Here is a 16,278-nt window from a genome sequence, read left to right as displayed (position 1 = left end):
CTCTTTCTAAACAAACAATCTGTGTGAACACTTACGAGCTCTTCGTAAGGAGGTGATCCAACCGCAGGTTCCCCTACGGTTACCTTGTTACGACTTCACCCCAGTCATGAATCACACCGTGGTAAACGCCCTCCCTAAGGTTAAGCTATCTACTTCTGGTGCAACCCACTCCCATGGTGTGACGGGCGGTGTGTACAAGGCCCGGGAACGTATTCACCGTGACATTCTGATTCACGATTACTAGCGATTCCGACTTCATGGAGTCGAGTTGCAGACTCCAATCCGGACTTAGACGTACTTTATGAGGTCCGCTTGCTCTCGCGAGGTCGCCTCCCTTTGTATACGCCATTGTAGCACGTGTGTAGCCCTGGTCGTAAGGGCCATGATGACTTGACGTCGTCCCCACCTTCCTCCGCTTTATCAACGGCAGTCTCCTTTGAGTTCCCGACCTAATCGATGGCAACAAAGGATAAGGGTTGCGCTCGTTGCGGGACTTAACCCAACATTTCACAACACGAGCTGACGACAGCCATGCAGCACCTGTCTCACAGTTCCCGAAGGCACTCTCATATCTCTACAAGATTCTGTGGATGTCAAGACCAGGTAAGGTTCTTCGCGTTGCATCGAATTAAACCACATGCTCCACCGCTTGTGCGGGCCCCCGTCAATTCATTTGAGTTTTAACCTTGCGGCCGTACTCCCCAGGCGGTCGATTTATCGCGTTAGCTTCGGAGCCCATCACTCTAGGCAACAAACTCCAAATCGACATCGTTTACAGCGTGGACTACCAGGGTATCTAATCCTGTTTGCTCCCCACGCTTTCGCATCTCAGCGTCAGTATCTGTCCAGAAGGCCGCCTTCGCCACCGGTATTCCTCCACATCTCTACGCATTTCACCGCTACACGTGGAATTCTACCTTCCTCTACAATACTCCAGATAACCAGTTTTAAATGCAATTCCTAGGTTGAGCCCAGGGATTTCACACCTAACTTAATTATCCGCCTACATGCCCTTTACGCCCAGTCATTCCGATTAACGCTCGCACCCTCCGTATTACCGCGGCTGCTGGCACGGAGTTAGCCGGTGCTTCTTCTGTAACTAACGTCAATTCTAGGCACTTTTCATACCCAAAACTTCCTCACTACCGAAAGTACTTTACAACCCGAAGGCCTTCTTCATACACGCGGCATGGCTGCATCAGGGTTCCCCCCATTGTGCAATATTCCCCACTGCTGCCTCCCGTAGGAGTCTGGACCGTGTCTCAGTTCCAGTGTGGCTGGTCATCCTCTCAGACCAGCTAGAGATCGTCGCCTTGGTAAGCCTTTACCCCACCAACTAGCTAATCCCATATGGGTTCATCAAATGGCGCACGTCCTCGCGGAACCGTACTTTGGTCTCTCAACTTTATGCGGTATTAGCAGTCGTTTCCAACTGTTGTCCCCCTCCATCTGGCAGATCCCCATACATTACTCACCCGTCCGCCACTCGTCATCAAGTGCAAGCACTCATGTTACCGTTCGACTTGCATGTGTTAAGCCTGCCGCCAGCGTTCAATCTGAGCCATGATCAAACTCTTCAATTTAAAGTTTGATGCTCAATAACTGTCTCTGACATATTCAAATGAATCTTCAGTGTCACTTATCAAGACTTCTTAATCTTTTTAGTCCGTAGACTTTTAATCTTTCGTCTCGCAAGTGCCCACACAGATTGTCTGTTTCTTCTTTTTAAAGAGCTAACAGCTTATATCTTTCATCAACCTTTTGTTGATTTAGTTCGCTGTCTCAAGGGTTGCGTATGTTACTCACTTCACTTGTGAACGTCAACCCCTATTTTAGAATTTTTTATTTTTTTGTATTGAGTGACTGCTTTTTACACAAATTTATGCATTATAGGGTTATCTTTAGTTGTTTTGTCACATCAATTGCTTTATTAATGGCCTCTTTAACTGTCGATGCTCTAGCTAACGCAACCCCCATTCTTCGTGTTCCTTTTACTTCTGGTTTACCAAACAAACGTAAATCGGTTTGCGGCTCGCTTAATGCTTTATCAATATTAGCAAAAGTTATTTGCTTGGAATTACCTTCTACTAATAAGACAGACGATGCACAAGCACCATATTGTTCTATAATTGGAATTGGCAATCCTAATATTGCTCTAGCATGTAATGCAAACTCAGATAAGTTTTGTGAAATTAACGTCACCATACCGGTATCATGAGGACGAGGTGATACTTCACTAAACCATACTTGCTCCCCTTTAACAAATAATTCAACACCAAATACCCCTCGGCCACCTAATTCTTCTGTTATTTTAGTTGCAATATTTTTCGCTTGTTTCAATGCTTTTTCTGGCATCTGTTGAGGTTGCCAAGATTCTCGATAATCACCTTTTTCTTGACGATGGCCAATTGGTTCGCAGAATGAAACTCCGTTAATATGCCGAACAGTCAGCAAAGTAATCTCGTAATCAAAATCAACAAAACCTTCTATGATTACTTTCCCTTTACCAGATCGCCCCCCTTCTTGAGCATATATCCATGAAGATTTAATATCTGCTTCACTACGCAATAAAGATTGACCTTTACCCGAAGAGCTCATAACTGGCTTAACCAAACATGGAAAACCTATCTCTTTTACCATTTGTTCATATTCAAATTCGTTTTCGGCGAAACGATAAGGTGAAGTGGGTAGTTTTAATTCTTCTGCAGCAAGACGACGAATCCCCTCACGATTCATTGTTAATTGTGTTGCTTTTGCTGTTGGAATAACAGTAAATCCTTCTTTTTCCAACTCAACTAGTGTAGATGTGGCAATAGCTTCAATTTCTGGAACAATATAATCGGGATTTTCCATTTCAATGATTTTTTTTAGAGCATCCCCATCAAGCATATTAACAGTATGATACCGATGAGCTACTTGCATTGCTGGCGCATTAGCATAGCGATCAACTGCAATAACTTCACAGCCAAAACGTTGTAATTCAATCGCCACTTCTTTAGCTAGTTCTCCTGCACCACAAAGTAATACTTTAGTTGCAGTCGGTGATAAAGGAGTACCTAATTTAGCCATAATTTCCTCATACACAGTTAATCGTTATATCTCAAAAAATAAAAAATCGGGAAAATTATCCCGATTTTTTAATCAATATTAAGCTTGATAAGGATCACGTAAAATCATGGTTTCATTGCGATCCGGACCTGTTGAAATAATATCAATTGGTGTTTCGGTTAACTCTTCAATTCTTTTGATATAAGCTTTTGCTGCTTGTGGCAGTGCATCATAGCTTTTAATACCAAAAGTTGATTCACTCCAACCTGGCATAATTTCATAAACAGGTTTAACTAAGCCCCACTCTTCAGCAGCAGCTGGAGCATTTTTGATAACATCACCATTTGGTAATTGGTATCCGACACAAATTTTTACTTCTTTAAGCCCATCTAACACATCAAGCTTAGTTAAACAAAATCCTGAAACAGAATTAAGTTGTACCGCTTTACGCACAGCAACTGCATCAATCCATCCTGTTCGACGGCGACGACCAGTTGTTGCACCAAATTCATTACCTTGTTTGCAAAGATATTCACCAACTTCGTCAAATAGCTCGGTAGGGAATGGGCCTGCACCAACACGCGTAGAGTAAGCTTTAACAATACCTAACACATAGCCAACATAACGCGGACCAAAACCAGATCCCGTTGCCACACCACCAGCAGTAGTATTAGAAGAAGTTACAAAAGGATAAGTACCATGATCGATATCAAGTAATGTACCTTGTGCACCTTCGAACATAATTCTTTCGCCTTTTTTTCGTGCATCTTCTAAAAGCGCAGGAATATCGGCAATCATAGCAACTAAAATATCAGCTATAGCTAACGTAGCATCTAAAACTTTTTGATAATCTACAGCTTCGGTTTTGTAATAATTGACTAATTGGAAATTATGATATTCCATCACATCTTTTAGTTTTTCAGCAAAAGCTTGACGATCACGTAAATCACCAACTCGAAGTCCACGGCGAGCAACTTTATCCTCATAAGCAGGACCAATACCACGCCCTGTTGTTCCAATAGCTTTATTGCCACGAGCTTTTTCTCGAGCTTGATCTAATGCAATATGGTAAGGCAAAATTAGAGGACATGATTCAGAGATAAGGAGTCTTTCCCTAACAGGAATACCACTATTTTCTAACTCTTTCATCTCTTTCATCAAAGCATCAGGACATAGCACAACACCATTTGCAATAATGCTTATTACATCATTACGCAAAATTCCTGATGGAATTAAATGTAATACGGTTTTTTCACCATTAATAACTAATGTATGACCTGCATTATGCCCACCTTGATAACGAACAACATATTTTGCTTTTTCTGTGAGTAAATCAACAACTTTACCTTTACCTTCATCACCCCATTGTGTACCTAGCACAACAACATTATTACTCATAAGCTATTTACTCATTCTATTATTTATTTGATTTTAATTTCATATATTGGAAAAAGTCATTATCAGGGCTAATTACCATAACATCATTACTTGTAATGCTTTTTTCATAAGCTTTTAAACTACGAATGAAGCTAAAAAACATCATATCTTTACCAAAAGCATCAGCATATAGTTTTGCGGCAACGGCATCCCCTTCACCACGGATAATACGTGACTCTCGCTCAGCTTCAGATAAAATTTTAGCCGCTTGCAATGTTGCGCTAGCTCGGATTTCCTCTGCTTTTCTTACCCCCTCAAAACGCTTATCTCGAGCAATAACTTCGCGTTCTGCTCGCATTCTTGCATAAATAGAACCAGAAACAGCATCAGGGAAGTTTATTTTTTTTATACGCACATCAATTACTTCAACCCCAAAAGCTCTTAAACTAGTTTTGCCATCTTCAGAATCTTTTTTAAGATCAACAGGTAGATTACCAATTTGAGCATGTTTAACTACTTCATGATGAGTACCATTTAAAGAATCTTTAACACGAATCATTAAAGAATTACGTGATTTAGTATCCGCGTTAGAATCGTTTATAATATCTTCATTACTAAGCTTACCAATTTCAGCTCTTAAACGACCATTCAAACGTGCTAATAATAAGTCTTCAACATTGTTACCACCAGCTACCGTTTCATAATAACGGTTAAAATCTATAATTTTCCATTGAACAAAATAGTCAACAATTAGCTCTTTTTTTTGTACATTAAAAAACCGCTGTTCTCTATTATTATTAGAACTATTTGTCGTGTGGATTTTTGCATCAATTATTTTTACTCTATCCATACCAGGAATTTTGAAATGTAATCCAGGTTTTGACAAAGCAATAATTTTATTGAATCGCAATACGACTCCACGCGTACCTTCTTCAATAACATAAGCACTTGAAAAAAATATCCCAATCAAAATTAAGACAATAGGAATTAATAGTTTACGCATTTTTTCTCCTTATCGTCCTATAGTTCGCGTAGTATTTCCTGAAATACTACCACCATTAGGTTTATTACTATTTTGTGATTCAGGTTTAGTTTCTTGTCGATTTTTTATTTCCTCAGAAGTATTTAGCATATTAAAATGATAACTTTCATTTGTATTTGATAAGGTCGAGGTATCAAAACCCTTTTCAGCTTTATTTTTTAATAATTGCTCTAACGGCAATACCATTAAATTACCACTTTTATCATTAATAATGACTTTATTAGTTTTACTTAATATTTTTTCCATTGTTTCGATATATAAGCGCTCTTTAGTTATTTCAGGCGCAACTTTATATTGTGGTAATATTTTTTCAAATCGAGCAACATCACCAGATGCTTCAAGTTGAACGCTAACTTTATAAGCATTAGCATCAGCTAAAATTCTTGCAGAACGACCTTCTGCTTGCTGAATTAACTGCACTTTATCCGCTTCAGCCTGCTTTATCTCACGTTCACTGTCACCTTGAGCTCGTATAGCATCATCATAAGCGTCCTGAACTTGCTCTGGCGGTCCTGCAACTTGGAAATTTAAATCAACAATATTAATTCCCATATCGTAATGAGTAATAACATTTACAAGCTCATCTTTAGTGCTACTTTCAAGTGCTGCACGCCCATCTGAAATAATAGCATCAATATTAGAACTACCTACAGCCGTTCTAAGCGCACTATCAGCTGCTTGATGAAGGCTATCTTTAACATTAGTAACATTAAATAAATATTTTAAAGGATCATTAATACGATACTGAACATTCATTTCAACATAAACTAAGTTTTCACCTGTAGTAACGATGTATCCTTTCACATTAAAATTTTGTGTTCCTTGTGTATCGACAATATAAAGATTATCGATCAATGGCATTCTCCAATTCAACCCTGGTTGTATGATTTCAGATTGAACTTGACCAAAACGAGTAATTACGCCTCTTTGGCTTTGATTTATAGTATAAAAGCCACTTACGCCCCAAATAAGTATTAATGCAATTATAACAATGCTACCTATTTTAGTAGCACTAATTGGGCGTTTTCCTGGTAATAATCCACCAATATTGCCTGAATTACCTTTTTTTAAAAGGTTTTTAATTTTATCAAATAAATTACCTGATGAACCAGAAGGCTTTTTGTTATTATTTCCCCATGGATCATTGTCTTGTCCGTTATTTCCGGGCTGATTCCACGCCATATTTTATATGCTCCATTTAACAATTAGTTGTTATTTTGCGTATTAGTTAAGTATAACAGATCTGGCTCTTGTTTACAGAGCCTATTCCACTCAATTGAAGGTATTCTTACATTTAAATAAAAATTACCATCATCACAAATAATTTCCTTTTCTACTGCATTTAATTGATATAGACGACTTCTTATTCTAACTAAATAAGCAGGCAAACTTATCTGACAAATTTGCATTTGTTTAGTAAGTCTTTCTTTTAAAGCGATAAATAAAAGATCTAATCCTAAATTATTTTGGGCTGAAATCCAAACACGAATTGGGATGCCATTTTCATCTCGATCAATACTTGGCTGTTTATCTTCTATTAAATCAATCTTATTCATAACAAATAGTGTCGGTATTTTGTGTGCATTAATTTCAAATAATACCTCATCAACTGCATACATGCTATCTAACAAATTAGGATCGGCTGCATCTACCACATGCAATAATAATGCTGCTTCTTGTGTTTCGAGAAGTGTTGCTTTAAAAGCTGCAATAAGATCATGCGGTAAATGACGAATAAAACCTACTGTGTCAGCTAAAACAACCTGACCAACATCATTAACATAAATACGCCGTAATGTTGGATCGAGCGTAGCAAATAGTTGATCAGCCGCATAAACATTGGCATTAGTTAACACATTAAATAATGTCGATTTACCAGCATTAGTATAACCAACAAGTGAAACTGTTGACAGATCAGCTTTGTTCCTAGATTGGCGATTTTGGTTACGTTGTTTTTCAACTTTAGCTAGTTTTGACAAAATTAATTGAATGCGATGACGAATCAATCTTCTATCGGTTTCTAACTGAGTTTCACCCGGTCCACGTAAGCCTATCCCACCTTTTTGACGTTCTAAATGCGTCCAACCTCGAACTAAACGCGTGGATAAATATTGTAATTGTGCTAGCTCGACTTGTAATTTACCTTCATGTGTTCTAGCTCGTTGTGCAAAAATATCTAGAATTAATCCGGTTCGATCAACAACTCGGCATTTACACAATAATTCTAAATTACGTTCTTGGGATGGCGTCAAAGCATGATTTACTAAAATAACCGAAGCGTCAAGCTGTTTAACTTTTTCAGCTATTTCTTGAGCTTTACCTTCACCAATAAAATATTTTGCTTGAGGTGCTTTTCTTGAAGTTGTTACAATATCGAGAACGTCTATCTTAGCTGAAGAAACTAATACTTCAAACTCTTCAAGATCCTCGATATTGCTTTCTTTAGGGAAGAATACATGAACTAATAAGGCAGTTTCACCGCCTTTATGTCTTTCAAACAATCAGATTCTCCACTGAAATATCAGCTTTCGCCTTCCTCTTCAGTCTGAGATACAAATCCAGAAATAGGTCTAGATGGTACGACTGTTGAGATAGCATGTTTATATACCATTTGGCTAACAGTATTTTTTAACAAAATCACAAATTGATCGAAAGACTCAATTTGTCCTTGTAATTTAATACCATTAACTAAATAGATAGATACTGGAATATGCTCGCGACGAAGCAAGTTTAAATAAGGATCTTGTAATGACTGCCCTTTTGACATGAGTTTATCCTTTAATAAGAAAATTATAATAAGATGAAAGAACCAATAATGTTATCGCAGAAAATAAATTATTATTCACGACGAAAAATAAAACTCTTTTATTATCTACCAAAATAACATAAAAAGCACTGTTCTTAAACCAAACAACAACAATTAATGCACAAATAACTAAAATTTTAATGAATTTAAACCAAAAAGTAAAAAATTATACCCATGTTTAACAAACGCTTGCAATATTTTTACTAAAATTACTAGGGTAATTTAAATTAAAAATATTCGTACTCTTTTATTTCAATATGTTATCAAAAATAGAACCTATATTATCGGTATTTAACCATGTTATAGGTTGTTTCCAACCTCGTAACCACGTTATTTGTCTTTTCGCTAATTGGCGTGTAGCGCAAATCCCTTTAAATACCATCTCATCATAGCTAGTACAACCATTTAAATATTCCCACATTTGACGATAACCAACACAACGAATAGAAGGTAAATTTAAATGCAAATCAGTTCGCTGCATAAGTGCTCTAACCTCATTTTCAAATCCTTGATCAAGCATTTGTAAAAAACGTTGCTCAATACGTTCATGTAATTGAGACCTATCTTTTGGCATAATAGCAAATTGCATAATATTATATGGTAATGCTTCACCACTTTCTTGTGTAAGTTCAGTTAGGCTTTTACCTGAAATTAAATAAACCTCTAAAGCACGATTAAGTCGCTGGGGATCGTTAGGATGAATTCGTTCAGCTGAAATTGGATCGACTTTTTTTAGATCTTCGTGAATTGCTTGCCAACCTAATTTATTGGCTTTTTCCTGTATTTGCTTACGAATTTCGCTATTAGCAGCAGGAAGTGGTGAAAGCCCTTCAATTAACGCTTTAAAATAAAGCATTGTGCCACCTACTAATAGAGGAATTCGTCCTTTTTCCAGTGATTTTTTAATTTCTACCAATGCATCACGTCGAAAATTTGCAACTGAATAACTTTCTACAGGGTCGCAAATATCAATCAATTTATGAGGATACATCTGTTGTTCCTCTTTAGTTGGTTTGGCTGTACCAATATCCATACCACGATAAATTAACGCTGAGTCAACACTAATAATATCAATGGGAAAGCGATCATAAAGAGCCATAGCGATAGCTGTTTTACCACATGCTGTTGGTCCCATTAACGAAATAATTTTTGGTTTATTCATAATAAAATTGATTGTGTTAAATTTTTTATATCAATCGGATATAAAAATGATTCTTGCTGTAACAAATTAATATCTATCTGTTCTAACTTTGCTAACAATTGAATTACCTTAGCTACACTCCAACTCTCCGCACAACTATCATAGTATTGATTAGCTAACCAAGCAGCAATTTGAGTTGGATTGAACACTTCCTTTTCCGATGATGAGATAAAACTAATTAAAGTAGGTAAAATTTGTTGCCAGTTCATTGCTCGCAATATTTTAGGCACATTTTGTAGATATAATTTAGCTTTATCAATATAAAAATGAAAACCTAAAAAACTCAACTGAGGTTGATAAGAAGACAGGACTTTCTGCTCTTTATTATCGAGTAAAATTGTTAATGGAATAAGCAATTTTTCAGAATCTTGTGATAATAATTTAATCGCAATGACTTTTTGTTGAGCAATAGGCAATTTTATTAACAATAATTTTTGCTGATCACCTTCATACTTTTCAAGCAATGCAATATTAGGCTGAATAATGGTTAATACCCGACCAAATTGTACTAGTGATGAGCTATCAAGATGCTGTTGTAATGTTTGTAACGGAGTACTTCGTTTTGGAAATAATGATTCAATCACCGCTTTTTGTGGTCCGGTTACGTCATTTTCTTCTATAGATAAAAATGGTTTTTCGATATCACGTTGTGCAATATTTTGAGAGGGAGATTCAACACTAACTAACTGACCATATAACGCATTTTCTTTAGCATAATTGCTATTTTTTTTGGGTAATTGGTTATTAGCTTGATAAGGCTTAGAAATAGCCTGTTGATTAAAGATATTTTCTCCAGCTGCTTGCCGATTAGGTGTTATTGTTACTTTTTCATCTATTGCAGATAAATCTGATTCAAGCGCCATAACTATGGATTGATAAACGAAATCATGAACCAATCTTGCCTCATGAAAACGGACTTCATATTTAGCAGGATGAACATTAACATCAACTTGTTTTGGGTCAATTTGTAAAAATACCACATAACTTTGTTGTTCATTCGTACGTCTTATATAAGCTTGTCGTAACGCATGATTAAGTAATTTATCTTTGATCACTCGACCATTCACATAAAAATATTGTAAATTACTTACTTCACTACTAGTAACCCAACCTTGAATAAACAGATCATCGTGCTGCCAATCAAGTTTTATAGCTTTTTGCATAAAAGATCGACCACAAACTAATTCAACTCTTTTTTCAAGAGAAGATAAACGATATTGTTTTACTAATTTACCATTATGTTGCAAATTAAAAGTCACATCAGGACGAGATAACGCAATACGCCGAACAAATTCCTCAATATGCATAAATTCGGTTTTTTCTGTTTTTAAAAAACGGCGTCTTGCAGGAGTATTATAAAACAAATCAAGTACTTCAACAGTGGAGCCAACTGGGTGTGCAGCAGGTTTAATCACCGGCTGCATATCTCGCCCTTCAGCATAAACTTGCCAAGCTTCAGTTTGTTCTGCTGTGCGTGAAGTTAATGTCAATCTTGCAACTGAACTTATACTCGCCAGAGCCTCACCACGAAATCCGAGGCTAATAATAGAATCTAAATCATCTAACTTGCTTATTTTACTTGTAGCATGGCGAGCAAGTGCCAGTGCTAATTCATCTTTCGCAATACCGCAGCCATTATCACGAATACGAATTAATTTACAGCCACCTTGCTCAATTTCAATATCAATTTGAGTGCTACCCGCATCAAGGCTATTTTCAACTAACTCTTTAATAACAGAAGCAGGACGTTCTACCACCTCACCAGCTGCAATTTGATTTGCTAATTGAGGTGAAAGAATATGAATTGCCATTAGTGTTGCTCTCCAAATTTTGGATTTTGTTTAACGTAATTTTTTATACCTTGATAGATAGCTTTAGCTATCTTATCTTGATGAGCATTACTATTTAGTAATCGTTCTTCGCCTTCATTAGAAATAAAACCAACTTCAATTAAAATTGACGGAATATCTGGCGAACGTAATACACCTAAACTTGCATGTTCAGGAACTGATTTATGTAATTTTACTATCTTTTTAATTTGTTTTAATACTTGTTGTGCTAGCTCATAACCCACTTGTTGAGAATAAGAAAATTGTAAATCTAATATTGCTTGACTTAAATGAGGATTGCTATCGTCGCTTAATGCATTGCCAGCACCACCTAACAATTCTGATTGTTTTTCGCTCTGTTCAAGCCATCTTCCTAATTCCGTATCAGCTCGCTTGGTTGACAATACCCAAATAGAAGCACCCATTGCATTTCGATTCGGTGCTGCATCGGCATGAATTGAAATTAATAAATTTGCTTTATTTTTACGAGCTATTTCAGAGCGTTGTGAAACAGAGATAAAATTATCATTGCTACGGGTTAATACTCCTTTAAAATTAGGATCTTTATTTAGTAAATTGGTAAGTTTTTTAGCAATAGAAAGCGTAACTGTTTTTTCATATAACTTATTTTTCCCTATTGCGCCGGAATCTTTACCACCATGCCCCGCATCAACGGCAATAACAACTTTAGCTGCATAGGCAGAACTACAAAGCAGTAATAAAATAAAAAAAGTGAATAATTTTTTCATTGTCTTTATATTGTTTATTTCAAATATGATAGATTAATAATCTCGCTGCCTTTTTCACTTATTGCCTGAACGCAAGCAGTACGTTCAAGCGCCAAATAAGTCAAATGAATTTCAAGATCAGCACTTGGCAAGATCCCATTTGCTTGCTGTGGCCACTCAATCAAACAAATTGATCGCGAAGAAAAATATTCACGAATCCCCATAAACTCTAATTCTTCTGGATCACTAAGTCTATATAAATCAAAATGATAAACTGAAAAACCATCAAATTGATAAGGTTCAACTAGAGTATACGTAGGACTTTTTACGTTACCAATATGTCCCAATTGTTGCAAAAAACCACGACTAAAAGTTGTTTTACCTGCACCTAGGTCACCAATCAAATAAATGACTATTGTACTATTATGATTTGATAAATAGTTTAAACATTTAGATGCAAGCAGCTTACCAAACAAAACTGTTTCTTGCTCATTGGATAAAATAGTAAGTTTCATCACGCATTCTTTGCTCAATAAATAGTACTTATTATATACTAATACCCTATAAAGATGTACCAAATAAGATTGGACTAAATTTTTTTTAAAATTCGAGCATGTTATTCAATATAAAAAGTGAAAAATTATGTTACACACAATTTCTTCTGCTAACCGATTAGTTATCAAACCTCTAATAATATCAAAACAAGATGCCGTGCTATTTTGGCAAAATGGAGTTATTATGGCTACGCAGAATAATCCATTATTGGATTATATTTTCCAACAAACAGATCATTGCTACATATTAGATAACGATATTAAAGCTCGTGGACTTAGTTCAAGTATCGATCCTAGGCTTAAAATTATTACGATGCAACAAGTTGTTAAACTAACAACCTATTATTTTCCACAAATAAACTGGGAATAATCAAAGAGTATTTAATTTATTTGGCTTTAGCAATTGTTTAAAAGTAAATGAGACCAATTTGCAAATCTCAATACCTAGGTTTAATATAATTTTCAACCATGTTTAACTAATATTTATGTATTAATGGCAAATTTATTATCTTTAAAACAAACCAAGAAGTTACTAAAAACAGCTTCGGTTGTGGCCTACCCAACCGAAGCTGTTTTTGGATTAGGCTGTGATCCTAATTGTGAATCAGCCGTATTAAAACTGTTACAACTAAAACAGCGATCAATAGATAAAGGTTTGATTTTAATTGCTAGTCATTACCAACAACTGATTCCTTATATAGATGAATCAGCTATAACTAATGAACAAAAACAGTTAGCACTTACTAGCTGGCCAGGTCCTATTACTTGGGTTTTTCCTAAAAATAAAAAAACACCTTATTTTTTGACTGGTAAATTCGACACCATAGCAGTACGAGTCACCAATCACCCTTTAGCTCGTAAATTATGCGATCTTTATGGCAAACCGATAGTTTCAACCAGTGCTAATTTATCGAGTTATCCTCCTTGTAAAACAGCCATCGAAGTAGCCAAACAATTTGGCCAAAATTTTCCGATTTTAGCAGGCGAAGCAGGTAATAGATTACAGCCATCTCAAATCAGAGATATTCAAACAGGTAACATTATTCGACAAGGATAGATATATGCAAAATTTATATATTGGTGTGATGTCGGGAACCAGCATGGATGGAATTGATATTGCTATGGTTAGTATTACCGAAAAAAATGTCACATCAATAGCTAGTAGTTGCTACCCAATGCCCACCAACTTAAGACAGAAATTATTAACATTATGTGAAACAAAACAAACCACATTACAAAATTTGGGTGAATTAGACCATCAACTTGGTGGATTATTTGCAGATAGTATCAATCAATTTTTAAAAGACAATAAAATAGATAAACAACAAATAAAAGCAATTGGTTGCCACGGGCAAACTATTTACCATGCACCAATCAGTGACAATCCATTTACCCTACAAATTGGCGATGCCAATATTATCGCTGCAAAAACAGGCATAACCACCATAGCTGATTTTCGCCGAAAAGATATGGCTTATGGCGGGCAAGGAGCCCCACTGGTCCCCGCTTTTCATAAAGCTATACTACAAGATCCAAAAATCAATCGTGTAGTATTAAATATAGGAGGAATTAGTAACATTTCAGTATTAATTCCTAACCATACTGTTATTGGTTATGATACAGGTCCAGGAAACGTACTGCTTGATTGCTGGATAAATCAAAATCTAGGTAAAAGCTATGATAAAAATGGGTTGTGGGCAAAAACAGGAAAAGTTAGCCAAGACTTACTGAATAAATTATTTGATGAAGATTATTTCAAAATACCAGCACCTAAAAGTACAGGGCGTGAGCTATTTAATTTACCATGGTTACATAAAAAACTAATAGGAATTGATTTAAAAGCTGAAGATATTCAAGCAACGTTCGTTGAATTAACCTCTTTATCAATTGCAAATGAAATCAATAAATTACCTATAGTAAAAACATTACCTTGTGAGCTTTTAGTTTGTGGAGGAGGAGCTAAAAATTCACTTATTATGCAAAGATTATCAGCATTATTACCATCATGGTCAGTATTAACAACAGATACTAAAGGCATAAATGGTGACGACATGGAAGCTATAGCCTTCGCTTGGCTCGCTTATTGCCGGATCAACAACATTCCATCAAATATTCCCGAAGTAACTGGGGCAAACCAAGCTGTGTGTTTGGGCGTTATTTATTAATAAACTAAAAAATATCGATCAAATCAACCCAAATTTTTGTAACGCTTTAGCAATACCATCATTATTATTAGTATCTGTAACAAACTCAGCTTTTGCTTTTAATTCATCAACTGCATTACCCATAGCAATAGGGTGATCAACGGTTAAGAACATTTCAAAATCATTCATACCATCACCAAATGCATAAGTTGGCACATCAGTGAACTCTTTATTTTTTAATAACTGAGTAATACCATAACCTTTAGAGCCACCATGATTAAAAACATCAACACAGTAAGGGGTATTACGAATAAAAGTTAACTCAGGGAAAACATCTCGATAAAACTCTTCTCCAGATTCACAAAGTAATAAAAGCATCTGAATAGGTGATTTTAAATAAACCTGATCATCAACAGGAGGAACTGGTTGCTTAAGATAATGATAAAACTTCTCGGCTGCTTGACTATACTCAGATATACACATCATTTCATCATTATAAAAAGATAAAGGAATATTCGTTTCCTGCTTAGAATACTGATGTATTCTTATTATTACATCTTTATCAATATTATTAGTAAAAACCTTTTCGCCTTTGTATAAAACAACTTGCCCATTCATACCGATAATTGAATCAATTTGAGTCTTTTGCATTAAATCAGCAACTTCACAAGGTGTTCGACCAGTTGCTATCACTGGAATAATATTATTATGTTTTAACTTTTTTATAGCATCAAGGGAACTGGACAATATATCAATTTGACTATTAAATAATGTCCCATCTAAATCAAAAAAAACAATAGCTTCAGGTTTATGGCTCATATTACAAATCCAAAATATTTTTAATAAAAGGAATAGTTAGCTTCCGTTGTTGTGCTAACGTTGCTACTTCAAACTTTTCTAACAAAGAAAATAATGTACGCATATCACGATTAACACGTTTTAATAAAAATAACCCAACATCTGTTGATAGTTCAAATCCACTTAATTGTGCTCTCAATTGCAAAGCTTTAAGCTTGTCATCATCGCTAAGTTCTTTTAATTGATAAACCTGCCCCCAAGATAATCTAGAAACTAAATCAGGCAATATAAAAGGAATTTGTTTAGGTGGTGCATTTGCAGTTATCAATAATTTACTCACATTTTTTTCTGTCAAACGATTAAATAAATCAAAAATAGCCTCTTCCCAATCTCTATGACCTGCTATTGCATCAATATCATCTAAACAGACTAAATCATAATTTTCTAATCCTTGTAAAATTTCAGGTACCAAATGATAATGCTGTTTTAATGGAATATAACTAGCTAATTTATTTTGGCTTGACGCATGTAAAAGGTGAGTTCGGCCTGCAACGTTAGCCGCCCATATATAAAAGACATTAAAACCCTCTTTACCTAATAAGGTTTGCAACGAATCAAACAATAACCGATTATTACCTACATAAAAACTATCAAAAGTTTCATTATTAGATAACGGAAAAGGCAAAGGTAGCTGTGAAAGAGTAATAAAGTAACCTCACAATACAAATAAAATCATATTAAGTATAAATTT

At 35.5% G+C, this 16,278-nt stretch carries 14 protein-coding genes, 1 rRNA gene and 1 pseudogene; 3 read left to right on the top strand and 13 right to left on the bottom strand.

Going from position 1 to position 16,278, the window contains the following annotated elements; genetic code table 11:
• Positions 1-45: 45 nt before the first annotated feature.
• The 11 genes and pseudogenes from A9G48_RS09840 to tsaE form a co-directional block, all read right to left on the bottom strand.
• Positions 46-1,583, bottom strand: a 16S ribosomal RNA gene (locus A9G48_RS09840).
• Between the two features lie 304 nt (positions 1,584-1,887).
• Positions 1,888-3,069, bottom strand: coding sequence for a formate-dependent phosphoribosylglycinamide formyltransferase (purT, locus tag A9G48_RS09835; protein ID WP_034947594.1), 1,182 nt, complete (start codon positions 3,067-3,069; stop codon positions 1,888-1,890).
• Between the two features lie 78 nt (positions 3,070-3,147).
• Entirely contained in the window at positions 3,148-4,446 is a 1,299-nt protein-coding gene (locus A9G48_RS09830; protein WP_034947591.1) for an adenylosuccinate synthase, read from the bottom strand.
• A gap of 19 nt (positions 4,447-4,465) precedes the next feature.
• Positions 4,466-5,428 carry a protease modulator HflC gene (gene hflC / locus A9G48_RS09825; protein WP_034947588.1) on the bottom strand — a complete coding sequence of 321 codons (963 nt, stop codon included), beginning with the start codon at positions 5,426-5,428 and terminating at the stop codon, positions 4,466-4,468.
• Between the two features lie 9 nt (positions 5,429-5,437).
• The gene (gene hflK / locus A9G48_RS09820; protein WP_051825406.1) at positions 5,438-6,649 is read right to left on the bottom strand and encodes an FtsH protease activity modulator HflK; all 1,212 of its coding nucleotides are present in this window, start codon (positions 6,647-6,649) and stop codon (positions 5,438-5,440) included.
• Positions 6,650-6,672: 23 nt separating this feature from the next.
• Complete coding sequence (gene hflX, locus A9G48_RS09815) at positions 6,673-7,968, bottom strand: ribosome rescue GTPase HflX (RefSeq protein ID WP_034947585.1); 1,296 nt, start codon at positions 7,966-7,968, stop codon at positions 6,673-6,675.
• A gap of 20 nt (positions 7,969-7,988) precedes the next feature.
• Positions 7,989-8,234, bottom strand: a complete 246-nt coding sequence (hfq, locus tag A9G48_RS09810) for an RNA chaperone Hfq (RefSeq protein WP_034947582.1) — start codon at positions 8,232-8,234, stop codon at positions 7,989-7,991.
• Between the two features lie 286 nt (positions 8,235-8,520).
• Positions 8,521-9,435, bottom strand: a complete 915-nt coding sequence (miaA, locus tag A9G48_RS09805; RefSeq protein ID WP_034947579.1) for a tRNA (adenosine(37)-N6)-dimethylallyltransferase MiaA — start codon at positions 9,433-9,435, stop codon at positions 8,521-8,523.
• Complete coding sequence (gene mutL, locus A9G48_RS09800) at positions 9,432-11,285, bottom strand: DNA mismatch repair endonuclease MutL (RefSeq protein ID WP_034947576.1); 1,854 nt, start codon at positions 11,283-11,285, stop codon at positions 9,432-9,434. Before mutL ends, miaA begins: the two co-directional genes overlap by 4 nt.
• A gap of 20 nt (positions 11,286-11,305) precedes the next feature.
• Positions 11,306-12,010 (bottom strand): annotated as a pseudogene (locus A9G48_RS09795) (N-acetylmuramoyl-L-alanine amidase); the annotation flags it as partial.
• 56 nt (positions 12,011-12,066) lie between these two features.
• Positions 12,067-12,546, bottom strand: coding sequence for a tRNA (adenosine(37)-N6)-threonylcarbamoyltransferase complex ATPase subunit type 1 TsaE (gene tsaE, locus A9G48_RS09790; protein ID WP_034947573.1), 480 nt, complete (start codon positions 12,544-12,546; stop codon positions 12,067-12,069).
• Positions 12,547-12,673: 127 nt separating this feature from the next.
• On the opposite strand from tsaE, the gene tusB reads away from it, so the two are divergent.
• The 3 genes from tusB to A9G48_RS09775 all read left to right on the top strand — a co-directional run bounded on the left by tusB (position 12,674) and on the right by A9G48_RS09775 (position 14,750).
• Entirely contained in the window at positions 12,674-12,955 is a 282-nt protein-coding gene (gene tusB, locus A9G48_RS09785) for a sulfurtransferase complex subunit TusB (RefSeq protein WP_034947570.1), read from the top strand.
• A 123-nt stretch (positions 12,956-13,078) separates the two neighbouring features.
• Complete coding sequence (locus A9G48_RS09780) at positions 13,079-13,642, top strand: Sua5/YciO/YrdC/YwlC family protein (protein WP_034947567.1); 564 nt, start codon at positions 13,079-13,081, stop codon at positions 13,640-13,642.
• 4 nt (positions 13,643-13,646) lie between these two features.
• Complete coding sequence (locus A9G48_RS09775; protein WP_065576132.1) at positions 13,647-14,750, top strand: anhydro-N-acetylmuramic acid kinase; 1,104 nt, start codon at positions 13,647-13,649, stop codon at positions 14,748-14,750.
• Between the two features lie 18 nt (positions 14,751-14,768).
• Here A9G48_RS09775 and A9G48_RS09770 read toward each other — a convergent pair whose 3' ends face one another.
• Positions 14,769-15,548: a Cof-type HAD-IIB family hydrolase gene (locus A9G48_RS09770; RefSeq protein ID WP_034947560.1), complete on the bottom strand. Its 780-nt coding sequence runs from the start codon at positions 15,546-15,548 to the stop codon at positions 14,769-14,771.
• A gap of 1 nt (position 15,549) precedes the next feature.
• On the bottom strand, positions 15,550-16,233 hold the full coding sequence (gene hda / locus A9G48_RS09765) for a DnaA inactivator Hda (protein ID WP_080715932.1): 684 nt from the start codon (positions 16,231-16,233) through the stop codon (positions 15,550-15,552).
• Positions 16,234-16,278: the final 45 nt, after the last annotated feature.

Source organism: Gilliamella sp. wkB18 (genome assembly GCF_001690875.1).
In the GTDB taxonomy this organism is placed as follows: domain Bacteria; phylum Pseudomonadota; class Gammaproteobacteria; order Enterobacterales; family Orbaceae; genus Gilliamella; species Gilliamella apicola_A.
The sequence above is the reverse complement of the archived record's forward strand: the minus strand, read 5'-3'. Positions and strand labels throughout refer to the sequence as shown.

Excerpts from the sequence above, each read along its gene's own strand:
- hflK (WP_051825406.1), bottom strand. The coding sequence starts at position 6,649 with ATGGCGTGGAATCAGCCCGGAAATAACGGACAAGACAATGATCCATGG.
- A9G48_RS09780 (WP_034947567.1), top strand. The coding sequence starts at position 13,079 with ATGGCAAATTTATTATCTTTAAAACAAACCAAGAAGTTACTAAAAACA.
- A9G48_RS09830 (WP_034947591.1), bottom strand. The coding sequence starts at position 4,446 with ATGAGTAATAATGTTGTTGTGCTAGGTACACAATGGGGTGATGAAGGT.
- mutL (WP_034947576.1), bottom strand. The coding sequence starts at position 11,285 with ATGGCAATTCATATTCTTTCACCTCAATTAGCAAATCAAATTGCAGCT.
- tusB (WP_034947570.1), top strand. The coding sequence starts at position 12,674 with ATGTTACACACAATTTCTTCTGCTAACCGATTAGTTATCAAACCTCTA.
- hflC (WP_034947588.1), bottom strand. The coding sequence starts at position 5,428 with ATGCGTAAACTATTAATTCCTATTGTCTTAATTTTGATTGGGATATTT.
- miaA (WP_034947579.1), bottom strand. The coding sequence starts at position 9,435 with ATGAATAAACCAAAAATTATTTCGTTAATGGGACCAACAGCATGTGGT.
- hfq (WP_034947582.1), bottom strand. The coding sequence starts at position 8,234 with ATGTCAAAAGGGCAGTCATTACAAGATCCTTATTTAAACTTGCTTCGT.
- A9G48_RS09775 (WP_065576132.1), top strand. The coding sequence starts at position 13,647 with ATGCAAAATTTATATATTGGTGTGATGTCGGGAACCAGCATGGATGGA.
- purT (WP_034947594.1), bottom strand. The coding sequence starts at position 3,069 with ATGGCTAAATTAGGTACTCCTTTATCACCGACTGCAACTAAAGTATTA.
- tsaE (WP_034947573.1), bottom strand. The coding sequence starts at position 12,546 with ATGAAACTTACTATTTTATCCAATGAGCAAGAAACAGTTTTGTTTGGT.
- A9G48_RS09770 (WP_034947560.1), bottom strand. The coding sequence starts at position 15,548 with ATGAGCCATAAACCTGAAGCTATTGTTTTTTTTGATTTAGATGGGACA.